Annotated in this window: 1 protein-coding gene; it reads left to right on the top strand. The window is 67.3% G+C overall.

Annotation, left to right across the window (positions count from 1 at the left end; translation table 11 throughout):
- Positions 1 to 2465: ATP-dependent Clp protease ATP-binding subunit (locus QI554_RS43295; RefSeq protein WP_281478972.1), on the top strand; the 2465-nt coding region annotated here is incomplete at its 3' end.

Here is a 2465-nt window from a genome sequence, read left to right as displayed (position 1 = left end):
ATGTTCGAGAGGTTCACCGACCGCGCGCGGCGGGTTGTCGTCCTGGCTCAGGAGGAGGCCAGGATGCTCAACCACAACTACATCGGGACAGAGCACATCCTCCTCGGCCTCATCCACGAGGGTGAGGGCGTGGCCGCGAAGGCGCTCGAGAGCCTCGGGATCTCGCTCGAGGCGGTCCGCCAGCAGGTGGAGGAGATCATCGGGCAGGGCCAGCAGGCGCCGTCCGGTCACATCCCCTTCACGCCCCGTGCCAAGAAGGTCCTGGAGCTTTCGCTCCGTGAGGCGCTCCAGCTGGGGCACAACTACATCGGCACCGAGCACATCCTGCTCGGCCTCATCCGCGAGGGCGAGGGCGTCGCGGCCCAGGTCCTGGTGAAGCTGGGTGCGGACCTGAACCGGGTGCGGCAGCAGGTCATCCAGCTGCTGTCCGGGTACTCGGCGGGCGAGAAGGCCGCGCCGGGCGGGTCGGGGCAGGAGGGCACTCCGTCGACCTCGCTGGTGCTGGACCAGTTCGGGCGCAATCTCACGCAGGCTGCCCGTGAGGGCAAGCTGGACCCGGTGATCGGGCGTGAGAAGGAGATCGAGCGGGTCATGCAGGTGCTGTCCCGCCGGACCAAGAACAACCCGGTCCTGATCGGTGAGCCCGGTGTCGGCAAGACGGCCGTGGTCGAGGGCCTGGCGCAGGCGATCGTCAAGGGCGAGGTGCCGGAGACGCTGAAGGACAAGCAGCTGTACACGCTTGACCTGGGCGCGCTGGTGGCGGGTTCGCGGTACCGCGGTGACTTCGAGGAGCGCCTGAAGAAGGTGCTGAAGGAGATCCGCACGCGCGGCGACATCATCCTGTTCATCGACGAGCTCCACACCCTGGTGGGTGCGGGCGCGGCGGAGGGCGCGATCGACGCGGCGAGCATCCTCAAGCCGATGCTGGCGCGTGGTGAGCTGCAGACCATCGGCGCCACCACCCTCGACGAGTACCGCAAGCACCTGGAGAAGGACGCCGCGCTCGAGCGCCGCTTCCAGCCGATCCAGGTCGCGGAGCCGTCGCTGTCGCACACCATCGAGATCCTCAAGGGCCTGCGCGACCGGTACGAGGCGCACCACCGCGTCTCGATCACCGACGCCGCGCTGGTCGCCGCCGCCACCCTGGCCGACCGGTACATCTCGGACCGGTTCCTGCCGGACAAGGCGATCGACCTGATCGACGAGGCCGGGTCGCGGATGCGGATCCGTCGGATGACCGCGCCGCCGGACCTGCGGGAGTTCGACGAGAAGATCGCGAACGTGCGCCGTGAGAAGGAGTCCGCGATCGACGCGCAGGACTTCGAGAAGGCGGCCGCGCTGCGCGACAAGGAGAAGACGCTCCTCGCGGACAAGGCCAAGCGCGAGAAGGAGTGGAAGGCCGGCGACATGGACGTCGTCGCGGAGGTCGACGAGGAGCTGATCGCCGAGGTCCTGTCCACCGCGACGGGCATCCCGGTGTTCAAGCTGACCGAGGAGGAGTCCGCGCGGCTGCTGCGCATGGAGGACGAGCTCCACAAGCGCGTCATCGGGCAGAAGGACGCCATCAAGGCGCTGTCGCAGGCGATCCGTCGTACGCGTGCGGGTCTGAAGGACCCCAAGCGCCCCGGTGGCTCGTTCATCTTCGCCGGCCCGTCGGGTGTGGGTAAGACCGAGCTGTCCAAGACGCTTGCCGAGTTCCTGTTCGGGGACGAGGACGCGCTGATCCAGCTGGACATGTCGGAGTTCTCCGAGAAGCACACCGTCTCGCGGTTGTTCGGCTCGCCTCCCGGCTACGTCGGGTACGAGGAGGGCGGCCAGCTGACCGAGAAGGTGCGGCGCAAGCCGTTCTCGGTGGTGCTGTTCGACGAGGTCGAGAAGGCGCACCCGGACATCTTCAACTCGCTGCTGCAGATCCTGGAGGACGGTCGCCTGACCGACTCGCAGGGCCGGGTGGTGGACTTCAAGAACACCGTCATCATCATGACGACGAACCTGGGCACCCGGGACATCTCGAAGGGCTTCGGCCTCGGGTTCACGGGCTCGTCGGATGTGAAGACCGGGTACGACCGGATGAAGGCGAAGGTCAACGAGGAGCTCAAGCAGCACTTCCGGCCGGAGTTCCTCAACCGTGTCGACGACACGATCGTGTTCCACCAGCTGTCCGAGGACGACATCATCCAGATCGTCGACCTGATGATCGCGAAGGTGGACGAGCGGCTGAAGGACCGGGACATGGGCATCGAGCTCACGTCGGAGGCCAAGAAGCTGCTGGCGAAGAAGGGCTACGACCCGCTGCTGGGCGCGCGTCCGCTGCGGCGCACGATCCAGCGGGAGATCGAGGACACGCTGTCCGAGAAGATCCTGTACGCGGAGCTGCGCCCGGGCTCGATCGTGGTGGTCGGCACCGAGGGCGACGGGGAGAACGAGAAGTTCACCTTCGTCGGCGAGGAGAAGGCCGCACTGCC

The organism is Yinghuangia seranimata (assembly GCF_029953285.1).
GTDB lineage: Bacteria > Actinomycetota > Actinomycetes > Streptomycetales > Streptomycetaceae > Yinghuangia > Yinghuangia seranimata.
This window is presented reverse-complemented; position numbering and strand designations above follow the sequence as displayed.